Here is a 13,828-nt window from a genome sequence, read left to right on the forward strand (position 1 = left end):
CGCGTTCTCCACCGAGAGAAACACCGATGATCGCACCGAATCGTCGCCGCGGCAGTGCCAATGGTCAGGCGTCAAGTAGAGGCGAACCAGCCGTGAAAGCCGAGCGGGAAGGTGGAGGGCAGCCACGCCTGCGCTAGCGGGCCGTCCTCGATTCGTTCGGCATCGAGTACGGCGAGGCCGCTGCGGCCGCGCTTCGCGTCGAGCAGCGTGCCGAGCAGCCAACCCTCGCCGACGCGGCGGCTACCGGGCTTGGGCACGAACACGTGCTCTTCGGCGAGCACGTCCGCGCCGTAGCGATGTACGCGCTGACGATCGCCATCGATCGCCGAGATCGCATTGAAGTACGGCGACGATGCCGGCTCGATGCGCATCGGGGCGAATACTCGCGCAGAGCGTGTTTCACGGTGGCGCGTGTCGAATACGGGAAACTCGATGCCGCGGGCGGCCGTCGGCTCCCAGCGCGCACGCGATTTGGCGAGGTCGATGCGTAGCACGGCCAGTTCCGTCGACGTCGCGCGATCGCTCGGTTCGCCGCGCATCGCCGCGGCCATCGGCGCGCGCATCTCCTCGACGTCGGTATGACGAACCGCCTGCACGAAAATCTCGCTGCCGCGCTCGTACGCATGGCCGAAGTGGTAGACCGCACCGAAATCCGCTTCAAACCATCGCGGCGTATCGAGCGCGTCCTTTGGCACGACGGCGATACGGCACGGTTGGTCCGGTGCGAAACGCAGGCGCTCGAAGAACGCTGCGGCGGCGCCGTCCGCGATGCGGTACGGCGTCAGCACGAAGATCAAATGCCGCTCGGTCATCGCGAACGCATGCAGATAGCCGCGTTGATCGGTCGGCAGCATCGCGGTGCGAAGCGACTTGCCGTCGGCAGCGATGTGCCAGAGCAACAGGCCCGAGCCGCCGAGCAGGTCGAGCGAACCGAAGTTCCACATCGAACCATCGCGATCGAGCAGCGGGTGCGCCGAGAACGGCGCGGCAACGAGATCCTCGCGCCAAGTGACAGGTCCTCGTGTGCGCAGGTCGGAAGGATCCAGCTCGATCGCGGAGCCGCCTTCCCACAAAGCCAGCAGGCGGCCGCCGAAACGGACTACGGCGGTGTTCGCGGTGTTGACGTCGTCGTTGTTGCGGATCGCGACCGCGTCGGCGATCGTGGTGCCGGCCGCCGGCAGCAGGAAGCGGCCGGCGGCCTGTTCGCGCGTGTACTTGCTGGTCGCAACCATGCGTGCGCGGTGCTCGATACGTCCGCTCGCGCAGCGCCACGCGTGCAGCATGCCGTCACCGTCGAACCAATGCCGGTAACGAAGGCCGGCGCGATCGAACAGGGCCGGACCGTTGCGATACAAGGTGCCGGCGAGCGGCTGCGGCCAACGGCCTTCGATCGTGGCGAGATTGGGGCCGAGCGCTTCGGCCGACACGCTGTTCCAGCCGGCCAGCCACGGCGTGCGCGCGAGTCCTTGGGCGAAGCGTTCACTGCCGCCGGCGACGGCGACCTCGGCACGCAGCCAACGCGGCGTCAGCGTCAACGCGGCGGCGCCGGTGAGGGCATTGCGCAGGAAACGGCGACGGTCCATGGCGAGCCTCAACGCAGATGGATCGTGATCGCGGCGCCGGCGGCGCCGAGCTCGAATTTCGCCTCGTCGAAGGTCGGCTGGCGCAACACCTTCGGATCGTTACTGAAACCGTAGCCTTCGGTCGGCATGCCGGCAAAATTCATGTCGAGCTTGCCGTTGTCGTTCTCATCGTGCATCACGCGTACCGCGTAGGTGCCCGGTGCCAGATTCGCGAAGTGAAAGGTTTCGGCCGCACCGCCGGCCTTGCGCGTCGCTCCGGCGACCGATTTGCCGGCTCCGTCCCAGGCTTGGGCCGAGTCGGCGACGGCGATCATCAGCGTGCCTTTCGCGACGCGCACGTCGGCGACGGTGACGTCGAGATCGGCAGCGAAAACCTGCGCCGACAACGAGGCGGCGAGCGACAGGAATACAGCGTGTTTGCCGAGCATGGTTCGGACTCCTTAGGCAGGACGGTTCAAGTGCGATTGGGGGCGATCGAGAGACCGGCGGCGGCGAGATCGGCCTCCGGCGCTGCGCGGTAGGCCTGCGCGAAGCGGATCGCCCAGGCCAGGAAGTAGCCGGCGCTGAAACCCGACACGAGCACGTCCCAACCGAGAAAATCGATGCCGGCGCGCGGCTCGATCGCGGCCGCGACGTTGAGCAGATAGTGGCTGCCGAAGATCGCCAGATTGCGCAGCAGCGGTACCGCACTGCCGCTCTGGCGTACCAGCCAATGCTCGCGGTCGACCAGCAGCTTCGGCTTGAGCAGAGCGGCCAGTGCCACACCGAGTACGGCGCCGAACAGCCAGTACGCGCCGGCGTGCGGTGTCGCTTCGGCGTGCCGCGCCAAACCCGACAAACCCCAGACGATGAAAACGACCGGCAGCACGAATACATAGCGCACATCGCGCACCGACGGCTGCAGGCGTTTCGCGCCGACCCAGGCGAGATAGGCAAACAACGCGTAGACCCAGATAGGGGTATGGCTCAGCACTTCGACTATCACGGCGCAGCTCCGCGGCAGGAGATGGCGTCATGCTGGACTTGGACGCTACCAGCGACGAGATGCCGGCGGTCACGACTTCGACCTGCCAAAAGTCACCACTTCGTGCCGAGGGCTTGAGTGGCCAACGAGGAGGCGGTACACCAAGACACCGATCCATCGGCCCCCGTCATGTCCGCCCGCCACCGCCTGCTTTCACCTCTGCACTACGCCGCCTACCTGACTTGGGCGACGGTGTTGGCCGGCCTGTTCGTCGGCGGCTTCAATGGTCCCACCGGCGGCGGACGCGGCGCCTATGCAGTCGTGATCGCGCTGATGCTCGTGTTCCTGGCCGGTTTCGTGTTCGATTCCTGGTGGTCGGAGCGCTCGCAGCGACAAAGCGTCAATGCCGCCACGCTTGCGATCGAGGTGGCCGCCGCACTCGCCTTGGTTGCGCTGACCCGCGACGGCAGCGCGCCGGTGCTGTTGATCATCGTCGTCGCGCAAGCGGTCGATCTGCCGCGCCGCTGGCTGATCGCGCTGGTCGCCGGCGCGAACGCCGGCCTGCTCGCGATCTTGCTGCAGGCATGGCCGATGGCCAGCGCACTGATCGTATGGTTGCTCTTCCTCGGCTTCCAGGCATTCGCCGGACTGACCGGCTACTACGCCAAACAAGCCGAGCGCTCGCGCGACGAACTCGCGCAGGTCAATGCGCATCTGCTGGCCACGCGCTCGCTGCTGGAGGAAAGCGCACGCGACGGCGAGCGGCTGCGCCTGGCGCGCGAGCTGCACGACGTCGCCGGCCACAAACTGACCGCGCTGAAGCTGCAGCTCGCCTTGCTCGCACGTGCACAGGACACTTCGGCCACCGTCGTCGCGACCGCGGGAAGTCTCGCCAGCGAGCTGCTCGACGATCTGCGCGGCGTGGTCGGCCAACTGCGTCAGCACGAAGGACTCGACCTCAAGCGCGCGATCGAGGCGCTCGCGGCGCCGCTGCCGCGTCCACGCGTGCACATCGACATCGCCGCCGACGCACGCGTCGACGACGTCGTGCAAGCGCAGGCCCTGTTACGCACTGCGCAGGAAGCCCTGACCAATGCAGCGCGCCACTCGGGTGCCGACAACGTCTGGCTGCGACTCGCGCGCGAAAACGAGCGCATCGTGCTGGAAGTGCGCGACGACGGTCGCGGCAGCGCGGCGATCCGCCCCGGACACGGACTGGCCGGGATGCGCGAGCGCCTCGAGGCGCTCGGCGGCGGCGTCGCGCTCGATGGCGCGCACGGCTTCCGCGTCGATGCCTGGGTGCCGCTGGCATGAGCGACGCCGCGCTCGACACCGACGCACCGATCCGCATCGCGCTAGCCGACGATCAAGCGCTGGTGCGCGCCGGTTTGAGGGCCTTGCTCGAACAATTCGGCGATCTGCGTGTGGTGGTCGAAGCGGGCGACGGCGACGCCCTGCTCGCCGCGTTGGCTGGGGGCGGCGTCGACGTGGTGCTGTCGGACATTCGCATGCCGGGGCTGTCCGGCACCGAAGCGCTGCGCGCGCTGCGCGCACGCGGCGATGCGACGCCACTGATTCTGTTGACCACGTTCGACGATCGCACGCTGCTGCTCGATGCGGCGGCGGCCGGTGCGCAAGGTTTCCTGCTCAAAGATGCCGCGCCGGAAGACTTGCGCGATGCGATCCTTGCGGTTGCGCGCGGCGAATCACTATTGCAACCGGTCGCGACCGACCCGGTGCGCGCGCGCTACGCCTACCGCGAAACCGACGCGCCGAAGGCGAACTTCAGCGAGCGCGAGGTAGCGATCTTGCGCCTGCTCGCCGGCGGCTATTCGAACAAGGAAATCGCGCGCGCACTGTTCCTCGCCGAGGGTACGGTGAAGAACTACGTGTCCGACATCCTCGACAAGCTCGGCGCGCGCGACCGCACGCGTGCCGTGCTGAAAGCGATCACGCTGCGCGTGATTTGAGCCTGGGAGCCTCGACGCTGCCGAGGCTCCAGCGAACAGGAAATCGCGCTTACAGACAAGCTCTCGGCGGATACACCGAACTGAACGCAAACGCGCGAATCGCGGGTGTGGTCTGACCCGGACAGGTCACGCTCGAGTTTGCGCCGGCCCGGCAGAGATTGGCGGGCCGGTTGGGATTGGGCGAGGTCGCCGACGCCCACGCCGTCGCGGTGCCGTAGGTCGTCGTCGTTTGCTCGCGCACGATCTCGTCGTTGCCGTCGGTCACGTAGGCGTAAGCCCGATTGGTCGTGTTGATCGAAGCGTCCGAGTTCGAGGCCGACGCATCCGCACCCACCGCTCCGCCGGAGCTGGCTGTCGCATGGAACGGACCGCTCGAATTGCGGCCGCTGCAATCGCCGTAGTTTTCGTTGGCGTTGTCCAGAACGGGCTGGCTCAGTTCCGCGATCATGTCGTCGATCATCTTGGTGCCGGCGCGCGGCGAAGCCGCCGCGGATTCGTTCGGCTCCATCTTCGCGCGCAGTTCCAGAAGCTTCTCGAGCAAGGCGCGTTGCCCGGCAGCCCCGACCGCGACGTACGATTCGACGGAATCGGCGGTGCTCGCATACAAACCTTCGCCGACTCGCGTCATGCCCTGCTTCTGCGTGAGCTCCTGCTCGAGCGAACGGTCCGCCGTTTGCGCCATCGCGCCGGACGAAGCCAACGCCAACAACAGCATCGAAATAGGCCGCTTCATAACGCCTCCTGTGATTTTATTTCCGAATGCCTGGAAATAGGCCGGCACAGGCTAGGGGCGTCATTTTTGCGGTTTCGTGAGGGCGCTCGCAGTTCGGCAATTGTTTTCGATCCGGTCACCGCACGGCGTTCAGCACTACGGCTCGTCCCAGACCCAGCTCAAGCCGCTGTGTCGGAAGAATTTTTCGCCAGTCGCCACTGATCGCCGTTAACCACGCGAAGCCGAACCCTGCCGACTGTTCGTAACGGCAAATGCCACCCCCGGCTGAATAATCGGGAGGGTATTTTTATAGAACTGGAGAAACAAGAAATTCGTCCGTACCGCCGACGTTGCGCGAGAAGAAAATTCTCGACGCGCTCATCAGAGCGGACGCGGCGTCTCCGGCGCAAGCACACTCATGCGTCGAGATCGGGAATCAGCTTGTTCTCGAGGTAGGCGATCATGTCCTTGAGCCTGAGCTTGCGCTTCTTCATGCGCGTGAGCTGCAGCTCGTCGCAGCCGGGGCCGCGCGGCATGCTCGCGATCGCGACGTCGAGATCGCGATGCTCGAGCTTCAGCTCGGTCAGACGGCGGACGATGGCGGCGGGGTCGTCGTTGTACATGGGTGCACTCGACTGCGTTGCGCGCAGTGTAGCTCTGCGTCATCGCAGCGGGATGGCGGTCTCGATCGGTACGACGCGAAACGGCGAGGGAACGCTCATCGGAATTCTCACGAGCCGAACGCCGGATCGACTTGCGCACGCAGCAAGCGGCGCTCACTCGAACGCAACGCGTCGGCGAGCTCGACGAAGCTGGCGATGACCGCGTCGCAGTCGATCTCGGCTAGCGGCCGGCCTTCGGTATAGCCGTAATCGACCAGTACCACCGGCAGACCGGCAGCGCGCGCCGCTTTGGCGTCGTTGGCGGAATCGCCGAGCATCAAGCAATTCGCGGCAGGGATACCGAGCCGAGCCGCGGCGTGCCACAACGGTTCGGGTTGCGGCTTGCGTTGCGGCAGCGCGTCGCCGCCGAGCACGAATTCGAAATAGCGATCGAGATCGAACTGCGCGAGCACCGCTTCGGACGGTGCTTGCGGCTTGTTGGTGACGCAGGCGAGGCGCAGGCCGAGTTCGCGAAACGCCTGCAAGCCTTCGACGACACCGGCGTAGAGCTTCGCGCGCCGGCCGTTCGTCGCGACGTAAGCGAGATCGAAGAGCGGCCGCGCCTGCGCGTGCAGTTCGGCCGCAACACGCGCCTCGCGATCACCGCCGAGCGCGCGATGCAAGAGCACATCGACGCCCTGGCCGACGTAGCCGGCGGCCACCTCGTCGGTGATCGGCGCGCGGCCGAGCTCGACCAGCACCATGTTCAATGCGGCGGCGATGTCGGGCACCGTGTCGAGCAGGGTGCCGTCGAGATCGCACAAGATCGCCGCGAACGGCGAGGCGAAAAACACGACGCGGTACGCGGCTGGCCTACCTCAACCGGACTTGCGCGCGACCGCAGCGACTTTCTCCGGCGTGAAGCCGAAGAATTCGAACAGTTGCGGGGCGGGCGCCGACTCGCCGAAGCGGTCGATGCCGACGACTGCACCGTCGAGACCGACGTACTTCCACCACAGCGCCGTGGTGCCGGCTTCGATCGCGATCTTGCGCACGTTCACCGGCAGCACACCGGTGCGATACGCCGCATCTTGGCGATCGAACGATTCGGTCGACGGCATCGACACGACGCGGGTCGGGATGCCCTCGCCTTCGAGCAGCTTCTTCGCCGCCAGCGCGAGGCCGATTTCCGAGCCGGTCGCGATCAGGATGCGCTGCGGTGCGCCGCCGTCGGCTTCGGCCAACACGTAACCGCCACGTTCGATCGCGGCGATCTGCGCGTCGCTGCGCGGCACGAAGGGCAGGTTCTGGCGCGACAGCGCGAGCGCAGTCGGCGCCTTATCGCGTTCGAGCGCGAGTTTCCACGCGACGGCGGTCTCGACTGTGTCGCACGGACGCCAGACTTCGAGGTTCGGAATCAGGCGCAGGCTGGAAACCTGCTCGATCGATTGGTGCGTCGGGCCGTCCTCACCGAGGCCGATCGAGTCGTGCGTGAACACGTGGATCACGCGCAAGTTCATCAGTGCCGCCATGCGGATCGCATTGCGGCTGTAGTCGCTGAAGGTGAGGAAGGTGCCGCCGAACGGAATGTAGCCGCCGTGCAGGGCGATGCCGTTCATGATCGCGGCCATGCCGAATTCGCGCACGCCGTAGCTGATGTAGCGTCCGGTGCCGCCGCCGCTGAGCACCGGCGCATTCTTCCAAACGGTCAAGTTGGAGTGGGTGAGGTCGGCCGAGCCGCCGAGCATGGCCGGAACCGCCGGCGCCAGCGCTTCGAGCGCGTATTGGCTCGCCTTGCGCGTGGCGACGCTCTCGGCTTTCGTATTGGCGTCGGCGATCAGGCGCTCGGCCAGTTCGGCGAAGTTCGTCGGCAGCTCGCCGCGGTTGCGGCGTTCAAATTCGTTCGCCTCGCTCGCATGCGCCTTGCGGTAGGCGGCCAGGCGCGCATCCCACTGCGCTTCGGCTTTCGCGCCGGCTTCGCGTGCGTTCCACGCAGCGTAGAGCTCGGCCGGAATCTCGAACGGCGGATAGTCCCAGGCAAGCGCCTTGCGCGTCGCCACAAGTTCGTCCGTGCCGAGCGCCTCGCCGTGCGCCTTGGCGGTGCCGGCGCGGGTCGGCGCGCCGCGGCCGATGGTGGTGCGGCAGATGATCATGCTCGGCTGCACCAGATCGGCCTTCGCCTGCTCGATCGCGCGATCGACGGCGTCGACGTCGTGGCCGTCGATCGGACCGATCACTTGCCAGCCGTAGGCGCGGAAGCGTTCGGCGGTGTCGTCGGTGAACCAGCCTTTGACGTCGCCGTCGATCGAAATGCCGTTGTCGTCGTACAGCGCGATCAGCTTGCCGAGCTGCCAGGTGCCGGCCAGCGCGCAGACTTCGTGCGAGATACCTTCCATCAGACAACCGTCGCCGAGGAAGACGTAGGTGCGGTGATCGACGAGCAGCGCATCGTCGCGGTTGAACTCGGCGGCGAGCAGCTTTTCCGCCAGCGCCATGCCGACTGCGTTGGCCAGACCCTGGCCAAGCGGGCCGGTGGTGGTTTCCACGCCAGGAGTGACGCCGACTTCGGGATGACCCGGCGTCTTGGAATGCAGCTGGCGGAAGTTCTTGATCTCCTCCAGCGGCAGGTCGTAGCCGGTCAGATGCAAGAGCGCGTACAACAGCATCGAGCCGTGTCCGTTCGACAACACGAAACGATCGCGCCCGGGCCAGTGCGGGTTGGCCGGATTGTGCTTGAGATGCCGCGTCCACAGCGCCAGAGCGATCTCGGCCATGCCCATCGGCATGCCGGGATGGCCGGATTTGGCCTTCTCGACGGCGTCGGCGGCGAGGAAACGAATCGCGTCGGCCATACGGGCCGTGTCGACGGACGAACTGCTGCTCATGCTGCGCTCCGGAGTGTGCGGTGGCCAGCGCCGAACGTCGATGCAACGCGGCGGACGGGTGGCGGAAGGGGGTTCGGGTTCCATCCCGGTGCGCCGGAAGGCGCTGAGGTCGCGAATTTTGCCGCATCGGCGAGGAGGGCGGAAGTGAAGCGCACTCAATCTCGGAACTTGAAACCGGCACGGCTACAATGAGAGGTTGCTCCGGCGATTCTTCCTGGTCGCGAAGGTCTTATGAACGCAATTCCCTCCCGCAAGCACGACTACGAAGCCGGCAAGCTGGCCAAGCGCCTGCGTCATCAGGTCGGTCAGGCGATCGCCGACTTCAACATGATCGAAGACGGCGATCGCGTCATGGTTTGCCTGTCGGGCGGCAAGGACTCCTACACCCTGCTCGACGTCTTGTTGAAGCTGCAGGCGAAGGCGCCGGTGCGGTTCGAGTTGACGGCGGTGCATCTCGATCAGAAACAGCCCGGCTACGATCCACAGATCCTGCCGAACTATTTGCGCGATCTCGGCGTGCCGTTCGAGATCCTCGAGCAAGACACCTACAGCGTCGTCAAGCGTGTGATTCCCGAAGGCAAGACGATGTGCAGCCTGTGCTCGCGTCTGCGCCGCGGCTCGCTGTATACGTTTGCCGCCGAACGCGGCTTCAGCAAGATCGCGCTCGGTCATCATCGTGACGACATCGTCGAAACGCTGTTCCTGAATCTCTTCCACCAGGGCAGCTTGAAGGCGATGCCGCCGAAGCTGCGTTCGGATGACGGCCGCAACGTTCTGATCCGCCCGCTCGCCTACTGCGCCGAGGCTGATATCGCCCACTACGCGATGCAACGCGGCTTTCCGATCATGCCGTGCAATCTGTGCGGCTCGCAGGAGAACCTGCAGCGCAAGACCATCAAGGCGATGCTCGGCGAGTGGGAAAAGAAACATCCCGGCCGCATCGAAAGCATCTTCCGCGCGATCGGCAACGTCGCGCCTTCGCAGCTGGCCGACACGGCGCTGTTCGACTTCGCCGGACTCGGCGCAGCCGATGCGACGCCGCGCGCGGATGCACGTGCGTGGCTCGCCGGCGAAGCGCACGAAACGTCCGAACCGTCTTAGTCGCCGAGCGACGGTACGCAGATCCAACACCGCTGAAGTCGTGAGAACCGCATACGGCCGTCGCTAAGCGGCCCGACTTTGGTTTCGCCCAATCTCCACTCCCCAATTCTGATCCCGGCCCCTCCATGCTCTTTCGCAATCTCAGCCTGTTCCGCTTCCCCGAAAGCACCAGCAAATCCCTCAAGAAACTGGAAAAGGGCCTCGAGTCGCAGCGTCTGCGCGAATGCGGACCGTTGGAATTGGAGACGCGCGGCTTCGTTTCGCCCTTCGGTCGCGATCACGAAGCGCTAATGCACCAGGTTGGTGCATTCAGCTTGCTCACGGTCGGGGCCGAGCAGCGCTTGCTGCCGAGCGTCGTCGTCAATGAGGCGCTTGCCGAAAAAGTCGATGCGATCGCCGCCAAAGAAGGGCGCCGACCCGGCGGAAAAGAACGTAAGCGACTGAAAGAAGAGGTTATTTCCGAACTTCTGCCGCGCGCCTTCATACGCCCGTCACGACTCTCTGCTTATCTGGATGCGGAGGACGGCTGGTTCGTGGTCGACAGCGCCAGCCGCAAGGCGGCGGAGGATGCGGTCGGCCAGGTCAGGGAGGCTCTGGGCCGCTTTCCAGCAACACCGATGGCGCCGGAAGAGTCGCCGCGGGCGTTGATGACGGACTGGCTGATTAATGGCAAGCTGCCGGCAGGATTGGTCCTCGGCGACGAGTGCGAATTGCGTGATCCGGCCGAGGCCGGTGCCGTGGTGCGCTGCCGCCGCCAGGACCTTGAATCGGACGAGGTGCGGGAGCATCTGAAGTCGGGCAAGCAGGTTTTCCAACTCGGCTTCGAATTCGACGAAAGGATCAGTTTCGTGCTCGGCGAGGATCTCGTCGTGCGCAAGCTGCGCTTTCTCGACGTCGTGCTCGACCAGCTCGATCGCGACGATGTCGAGTCGGCGCAAGCCGAACTCGACGCGAGCTTCGCGTTGATGACGCTGGAACTGAAGAACGTGTTTGCGCGACTTGAAGAATGGTTCGGCTTACCCCGCCCGGGAGATCGCGATTAGCGCACCGGTCGGCCGCAGGAGTAGAAGACGGTGGATGTCGCAAACGACTATCTCGAATTAGCCACTCCTGCGGGCGAAACGATCAAAGTTCTGCGCAAGAGTCATCCGCAGGCACGTCGCCTGCGCTTGACCGTGACTTCGGGCGGCGCGCGCGTAACCTACCCCGAAGGAACCCATCCGGCCCAAGTGTTCGCTTTCCTGCGCAAACACGGCGAGTGGCTCGAGCGCAAACTCGACGAACTCAGCCTCGGTTCGGCGCCGCCGGCACTCAAGCCCGGCGCGGCGACGGTGATTCCGCTGCGTGGCGAAACCACGCGCCTGTCTTGGCGAGACGGTGCCTATCCGGCGATCGAACAGCAGGACGATCGGCTCGTGCTGACCCTGCCGCGACCGCACGGCAAATCCACGCTGTCGGCCGCGCGTGCGCTGTTGCGCTCGTTCCTCGAAGCGCAGATTCGCCGTGACGTCAGCCGCTATCTCGCCCGCTACTGTCCCGAACTCGGCCGCGCGCCGACCGCGATCAAGCTGCGTCCGTTGAAGAGCCTTTGGGGCAGCTTGGATACGCGCGATCGCGTCACCCTCGACCTCGCGCTGGCGTTGGCGCCGCCAGCGGCGCTGCGCTACGTGGTCGTGCACGAGCTTTGCCATCTGCGCATCCGCAGCCACGCGCCGCGCTTCTGGGCGCTGGTCGAAAGCCTCTATCCGGAATGGCGCGAGCAGCGCGACTGGTTGCGCCTCAACGGGCAGGCGTTGAAGGCCGAACTCAATCGCCTGATCCACGCCACCGCGGAATAGCCGCAGCGGCGCGGCGGCGCTTGCGCTAGCGCGCGTTTCGCGATGAATCGAAAGACGACGGGAAGAAGCGCCGAGCTCGTGGCGGCCGTTTGCTATTGCTGATCCGCGTCGAACGCATGGATCGCGGCAGCCACCGCTTCCGCGTCTTCCAGATGCAGATGATGATGGCCCGACAGCCGCACGATGCGGACGTCGGCGACTTGAGCGGCACGCGCTTCCATCATCGCAGTCGGCAGATAGCTCGTCGGCGGCGTAGCCAGTACGAGCAAGGTCGCGGCGCGGATACCGGCCAGCATCGCGAGCACTTGCACTTCGGTGAAGCGCAACGGGCTCGCTAAGGTCAGGCGCGGATCGCTCGACCAGACGTAGCCACCTTCGACCGCTGTCACGCCACGCGAAACGATCGCGCGCGCAGCCGCCACGCTGAGTCCGTTGGCGGCGACACGCGCGGCGATCGCGGCATCGAGGTCCGCAAAGACACGCAGCGGCCGGCGTGCGCCGAATGCGGCACGCTGATCGAGCGCGCGACGCAGCTGCGTCAATGCGTCTTCGGCGGCACCGGTCAGCGGCCCCAACCCTTCAATCAGCAACAAGTTGCCGACACGCTCGGGATAGAGCGCGGCGAACAGGCTCGCCAGCGTCCCACCAAGAGAGTGGCCGAGTAGGTCGGCGCGCGCCCAGCCGAAGTGATCGAGTACTTCGCGCAGCTCGTCGAAGCGGTCGACGTAGTGGTACCAACTGCCTGCCGGCAGATGCGTCGAACGGCCGTGACCGCGCAGATCGAGCGCGACGACGTAACGCTCTTGTGCGAGCAGCGGCGCCAGACGATCGAAGCTGCCGGCGTTGTCGAGCCAACCGTGCAGCGCGAGCAGCGGCGGCCGCTGCGGATCGCCCCAGGCCTTGGCCGCGAGCGCGCCTTGCGTCAGCGGAATGACCCGTTCTTCAGCGTCGCTCATCGCGCAATTGCTCGTAGCGCGTTTGCGCCGCCGACTGCTGCGCCGCGGCCCGACCCGCATCCCAGCCCGGATCGAACTCGGCCCAGCCCTGGCCCTGGCGCAGAATCAATTCGACCAAGGCGCCGATGTGGTCGTCGCCGGCGTTCAACGCCGGGATGTACTCGAAACGCTCGCCGCCCGCGTGCAGGAACCGCGCGTGATTGGTCAACGCGATCTCTTCCAGCGTTTCCAAGCAGTCGATCGAGAAGCCGGGACACAAGACCTGCACGTGCTTGATGCCCGCCTCCGGCAGCGACTGCAACACGGCCTCGGTATAGGGCTGCAGCCACACCTGGCGACCGACGCGCGATTGGAACGCGACGATCAGCTCGTCTTCGCTCAAGTCGAGCCGCTCGCTCAGGCGGCGTGCGGTGGCCTGGCACTGGCAGAAATACGGATCGCCGGCGCGAAAATACTTCTGCGGAATGCCGTGATAGGAGAGCAGCAGGCGCGGCGCACGCCCATGGCGCTGCCAATGCGCCTCGACGCTGCGCGCCAGCGCCTCGATGTAGCGCGCCTCGGCGTGGTAGTCGGCGACGAAGCGCAGCTCCGGCACCCAGCGCCAGCGCGAAAGCTCGGCGCCGACCGCATCCAGCACCGAGGCGGTGGTGGTGCCGGAATATTGCGGAAACATCGGCACTATCAGCAGCCGGCGAACACCGCTCTGCGCCAGCTCGCGCAAGGTCGCATCGATCGCCGGCTGGCCATAGCGCATTGCGTAGCGCACGACGATCGGGCCGGGCCTTTGTGCCTTCAGCGCCGCTTGCAACTTCACGCTCAACGCGGCCATGCCGGTCTGCAGCGGCGAACCCTGCGGCGTCCAAATCTTCTTGTACAGCGCGGCCGAGCGCGCCGGCCGCAGGCGCAGGATCACGCCGTGCAGGATCGGCTTCCACAGCTTGCGCGGCCATTCCACGATGCGCGGATCGGACAGGAATTGGGCCAGGTACCGGCGTACGGCACGCTTGTCGGGCGCGTCCGGCGTACCGAGGTTGACCAGCAGCACGGCGGCGCAGGAGTCGCTGCCGTGGCGATGAGGGGCTTGTCCGAAATAGCGTGGCATTGAACAGGAATCGGCGCTCGACACGCATTGCGAGCACGTGTCTAAGGCGTTGACGAACTTAGGATTGCTGCTAGACTCGGGAACGCTACCGCGGACCACCGCGGAGCGACGACTA

At 66.0% G+C, this 13,828-nt stretch carries 14 protein-coding genes; 5 read left to right on the forward strand and 9 right to left on the reverse strand.

The genetic code is table 11. The features are described from left to right. Window positions 1-71 precede the first annotated feature (71 nt). Genes AC3QL3_RS20680 through AC3QL3_RS20690 form a run of 3 tightly spaced genes read right to left on the reverse strand, consistent with a single transcriptional unit; the run spans window position 72 to window position 2,568 of the window. Window positions 72-1,583 carry a carotenoid oxygenase family protein gene (locus AC3QL3_RS20680; protein ID WP_492896001.1) on the reverse strand — a complete coding sequence of 504 codons (1,512 nt, stop codon included), beginning with the start codon at window positions 1,581-1,583 and terminating at the stop codon, window positions 72-74. 8 nt (window positions 1,584-1,591) lie between these two features. Then, on the reverse strand, window positions 1,592-2,011 hold the full coding sequence (locus AC3QL3_RS20685; protein ID WP_492896002.1) for a DUF2141 domain-containing protein: 420 nt from the start codon (window positions 2,009-2,011) through the stop codon (window positions 1,592-1,594). Window positions 2,012-2,037: 26 nt separating this feature from the next. Next, window positions 2,038-2,568 carry a DUF6622 family protein gene (locus AC3QL3_RS20690; protein WP_492896003.1) on the reverse strand — a complete coding sequence of 177 codons (531 nt, stop codon included), beginning with the start codon at window positions 2,566-2,568 and terminating at the stop codon, window positions 2,038-2,040. 168 nt (window positions 2,569-2,736) lie between these two features. On the opposite strand from AC3QL3_RS20690, the gene AC3QL3_RS20695 reads away from it, so the two are divergent. Then, the gene (locus tag AC3QL3_RS20695; protein ID WP_492896004.1) at window positions 2,737-3,861 is read left to right on the forward strand and encodes a sensor histidine kinase; all 1,125 of its coding nucleotides are present in this window, start codon (window positions 2,737-2,739) and stop codon (window positions 3,859-3,861) included. Continuing rightward, window positions 3,858-4,517: a response regulator gene (locus AC3QL3_RS20700; protein ID WP_492896005.1), complete on the forward strand. Its 660-nt coding sequence runs from the start codon at window positions 3,858-3,860 to the stop codon at window positions 4,515-4,517. Before AC3QL3_RS20695 ends, AC3QL3_RS20700 begins: the two co-directional genes overlap by 4 nt. A gap of 49 nt (window positions 4,518-4,566) precedes the next feature. Here AC3QL3_RS20700 and AC3QL3_RS20705 read toward each other — a convergent pair whose 3' ends face one another. The 4 genes from AC3QL3_RS20705 to tkt all read right to left on the reverse strand — a co-directional run bounded on the left by AC3QL3_RS20705 (window position 4,567) and on the right by tkt (window position 8,716). Continuing rightward, on the reverse strand, window positions 4,567-5,250 hold the full coding sequence (locus tag AC3QL3_RS20705; RefSeq protein WP_492896006.1) for a hypothetical protein: 684 nt from the start codon (window positions 5,248-5,250) through the stop codon (window positions 4,567-4,569). A gap of 395 nt (window positions 5,251-5,645) precedes the next feature. After that, on the reverse strand, window positions 5,646-5,852 hold the full coding sequence (locus AC3QL3_RS20710; protein ID WP_492896007.1) for a YdcH family protein: 207 nt from the start codon (window positions 5,850-5,852) through the stop codon (window positions 5,646-5,648). 107 nt (window positions 5,853-5,959) lie between these two features. Next, the gene (locus AC3QL3_RS20715; protein WP_492896008.1) at window positions 5,960-6,685 is read right to left on the reverse strand and encodes a phosphoglycolate phosphatase; all 726 of its coding nucleotides are present in this window, start codon (window positions 6,683-6,685) and stop codon (window positions 5,960-5,962) included. 24 nt (window positions 6,686-6,709) lie between these two features. Continuing rightward, window positions 6,710-8,716, reverse strand: a complete 2,007-nt coding sequence (gene tkt / locus AC3QL3_RS20720) for a transketolase (RefSeq protein ID WP_492896009.1) — start codon at window positions 8,714-8,716, stop codon at window positions 6,710-6,712. A 231-nt stretch (window positions 8,717-8,947) separates the two neighbouring features. On the opposite strand from tkt, the gene ttcA reads away from it, so the two are divergent. The 3 genes from ttcA to AC3QL3_RS20735 all read left to right on the forward strand — a co-directional run bounded on the left by ttcA (window position 8,948) and on the right by AC3QL3_RS20735 (window position 11,655). Beyond that, window positions 8,948-9,817, forward strand: coding sequence for a tRNA 2-thiocytidine(32) synthetase TtcA (gene ttcA, locus AC3QL3_RS20725; protein ID WP_492896010.1), 870 nt, complete (start codon window positions 8,948-8,950; stop codon window positions 9,815-9,817). A gap of 125 nt (window positions 9,818-9,942) precedes the next feature. Further along, window positions 9,943-10,860 (forward strand): recombination-associated protein RdgC, encoded by a 918-nt coding sequence (locus tag AC3QL3_RS20730; protein WP_492896011.1) that lies wholly within the window; start codon window positions 9,943-9,945, stop codon window positions 10,858-10,860. Between the two features lie 30 nt (window positions 10,861-10,890). Further along, complete coding sequence (locus AC3QL3_RS20735) at window positions 10,891-11,655, forward strand: M48 family metallopeptidase (RefSeq protein WP_492896012.1); 765 nt, start codon at window positions 10,891-10,893, stop codon at window positions 11,653-11,655. 92 nt (window positions 11,656-11,747) lie between these two features. Here the strand turns inward: AC3QL3_RS20735 and AC3QL3_RS20740 are convergent, their stop codons facing one another. After that, window positions 11,748-12,611 carry an alpha/beta fold hydrolase gene (locus tag AC3QL3_RS20740; protein ID WP_492896013.1) on the reverse strand — a complete coding sequence of 288 codons (864 nt, stop codon included), beginning with the start codon at window positions 12,609-12,611 and terminating at the stop codon, window positions 11,748-11,750. Then, window positions 12,598-13,713 carry a ferrochelatase gene (gene hemH / locus AC3QL3_RS20745; protein ID WP_492896014.1) on the reverse strand — a complete coding sequence of 372 codons (1,116 nt, stop codon included), beginning with the start codon at window positions 13,711-13,713 and terminating at the stop codon, window positions 12,598-12,600. Before hemH ends, AC3QL3_RS20740 begins: the two co-directional genes overlap by 14 nt. Window positions 13,714-13,828: the final 115 nt, after the last annotated feature.

The organism is Dokdonella sp. GW821-FHT11D02 (assembly GCF_058808595.1).

Coding starts and splice junctions, on each gene's coding strand:
- hemH (WP_492896014.1), bottom strand. CDS start 13,713: ATGCCACGCTATTTCGGACAAGCCCCTCATCGCCACGGCAGCGACTCC.
- AC3QL3_RS20695 (WP_492896004.1), top strand. CDS start 2,737: ATGTCCGCCCGCCACCGCCTGCTTTCACCTCTGCACTACGCCGCCTAC.
- AC3QL3_RS20740 (WP_492896013.1), bottom strand. CDS start 12,611: ATGAGCGACGCTGAAGAACGGGTCATTCCGCTGACGCAAGGCGCGCTC.
- AC3QL3_RS20730 (WP_492896011.1), top strand. CDS start 9,943: ATGCTCTTTCGCAATCTCAGCCTGTTCCGCTTCCCCGAAAGCACCAGC.
- AC3QL3_RS20710 (WP_492896007.1), bottom strand. CDS start 5,852: ATGTACAACGACGACCCCGCCGCCATCGTCCGCCGTCTGACCGAGCTG.
- AC3QL3_RS20705 (WP_492896006.1), bottom strand. CDS start 5,250: ATGAAGCGGCCTATTTCGATGCTGTTGTTGGCGTTGGCTTCGTCCGGC.
- AC3QL3_RS20685 (WP_492896002.1), bottom strand. CDS start 2,011: ATGCTCGGCAAACACGCTGTATTCCTGTCGCTCGCCGCCTCGTTGTCG.
- AC3QL3_RS20680 (WP_492896001.1), bottom strand. CDS start 1,583: ATGGACCGTCGCCGTTTCCTGCGCAATGCCCTCACCGGCGCCGCCGCG.
- AC3QL3_RS20700 (WP_492896005.1), top strand. CDS start 3,858: ATGAGCGACGCCGCGCTCGACACCGACGCACCGATCCGCATCGCGCTA.
- ttcA (WP_492896010.1), top strand. CDS start 8,948: ATGAACGCAATTCCCTCCCGCAAGCACGACTACGAAGCCGGCAAGCTG.
- tkt (WP_492896009.1), bottom strand. CDS start 8,716: ATGAGCAGCAGTTCGTCCGTCGACACGGCCCGTATGGCCGACGCGATT.